Here is a 1,400-nt window from a genome sequence, read left to right as displayed (position 1 = left end):
CTGATGGAAGATGATTTCAATGATTTGAATTTCGAATCATTGCATCGCCCCTTGCTTGCCTTGCCCAGGAGTCCTCCACTATGCAACGCCCGCTCGACCTGGACGCCGTCCAAGCCTTCGTGCTGGCGGCCGAGCTGCAGAGTTTCACCCGTGCGGCCGAGGCGCTGCAGAGCACGCAGTCGGCCGTCAGCCTCAAGCTCAAGAAACTGGAAGAACGCCTGGGGCGCCGCCTGCTGGAGCGCACTCCGCGCCGGGTGCGCCTGTCGCCGCAAGGCCAGCAATTCCTGCCGGCTGCCCGCGAACTGCTGGCGGCGCACGAGCGCGCCCTGGAACAGTTGGAGCAAGGGCCGCTACGCTTTGCCGTGGGCATCAGCGACCACGTCGCCGGCGCCAGCCTGCCGCGTGCGCTGGCGCAGGTGCATGGCGTGGACCCCGGCGTGCTGGTGGAAGTCCGGGTCGCTTCCTCGCACGACCTGATGCCGCTCTACGAGCAGGGCGAACTGGATGCCGTCATCGTGCGCCGCGAACCGCGCCAGCGTGGCGGCAAGCTGGTCATGCAAGAGCGCATCGGCTGGTTCGCCCATCCCGAGGCGCAATGCTGGGCTGGCCCGGCCTTGCGGGTGGCGACCTTTTCCTCGACCTGCGGCATCCGCGAACTGGCGCTGCGGCGCCTGGATGAAGCCGGCATCGACTGGATCGAGGTCTTCATCGGCGGCGGCATCCTGGCCGTGGGCGCGGCGGTCAGCGCGGGCCTGGCGGTCTCGGCGCTACTCCATCGCAGCGCCCCGCCCGCAGCAGTGGAAGTGGGCGAACGCCTGGGTTTGCCATCCCTGCCGCTGGCCCAGGTGATGCTGCATTCACGCCTGAAGGAGCCGCGCACGCAGGCGGCGTTGCGTGCGTTGGTGGCGGCTTTGAAGGCTACATAATCCGTAACAGCCAAGAACGAATCCGCCATGACGAAATCGACTTCGTCGACCGGCGTGAAATCCCGCCGTTTCAACGTGCGGCAAGCTGACTTAATCGCGAGACGCTTTCGAAAAAAACGGTGAGATCGTTACGCGACCGGCTGCATCGCATAGTAAAAACCGACGATCAAGAGCAAAGGAACAAGCAGGGAAGAAACGACCAGGAGAATGGTCGATATTGGTTGATGACGCAATCCCGTTTTGAGATGAAAGGCAGCAACCGAGATTTGCAAGAAGGCGACCACATACAAAACCCATGAAGCGTCTTCTGTTGTCGCCATTGTGGCGAGAAATGCTTTCAACACTTCTGGTGCGTCCGGTAGTGTCATTTGTTGAATTCCATGAAATTCCAGCGGAACAAGTCAAAGAGTCTCAAGAAGTCTTTCTCTGTCTTTCCTGTCGTGGTGTTTGATAGTCCCAACGCTTCCATCCTGC

General features: G+C 61.5%; 2 protein-coding genes. One reads left to right on the top strand and one right to left on the bottom strand.

What is annotated here, in order from left to right; translation table 11 throughout:
• Positions 1–80 precede the first annotated feature (80 nt).
• Entirely contained in the window at positions 81–926 is an 846-nt protein-coding gene (locus I5W_RS09815) for a LysR family transcriptional regulator (RefSeq protein ID WP_044529077.1), read from the top strand.
• 128 nt (positions 927–1,054) lie between these two features.
• Here the strand turns inward: I5W_RS09815 and I5W_RS09810 are convergent, their stop codons facing one another.
• Entirely contained in the window at positions 1,055–1,294 is a 240-nt protein-coding gene (locus tag I5W_RS09810; protein WP_044529076.1) for a hypothetical protein, read from the bottom strand.
• Positions 1,295–1,400: the final 106 nt, after the last annotated feature.

The sequence above is a fragment of the Herbaspirillum sp. B65 genome, from assembly GCF_000333555.1.
In the GTDB taxonomy this organism is placed as follows: Bacteria; Pseudomonadota; Gammaproteobacteria; order Burkholderiales; family Burkholderiaceae_D; genus Herbaspirillum; species Herbaspirillum rubrisubalbicans.
The sequence above is the reverse complement of the archived record's forward strand: the minus strand, read 5'-3'. Positions and strand labels throughout refer to the sequence as shown.

Excerpts from the sequence above, each read along its gene's own strand:
- I5W_RS09815 (WP_044529077.1), top strand. The coding sequence starts at position 81 with ATGCAACGCCCGCTCGACCTGGACGCCGTCCAAGCCTTCGTGCTGGCG.
- I5W_RS09810 (WP_044529076.1), bottom strand. The coding sequence starts at position 1,294 with ATGACACTACCGGACGCACCAGAAGTGTTGAAAGCATTTCTCGCCACA.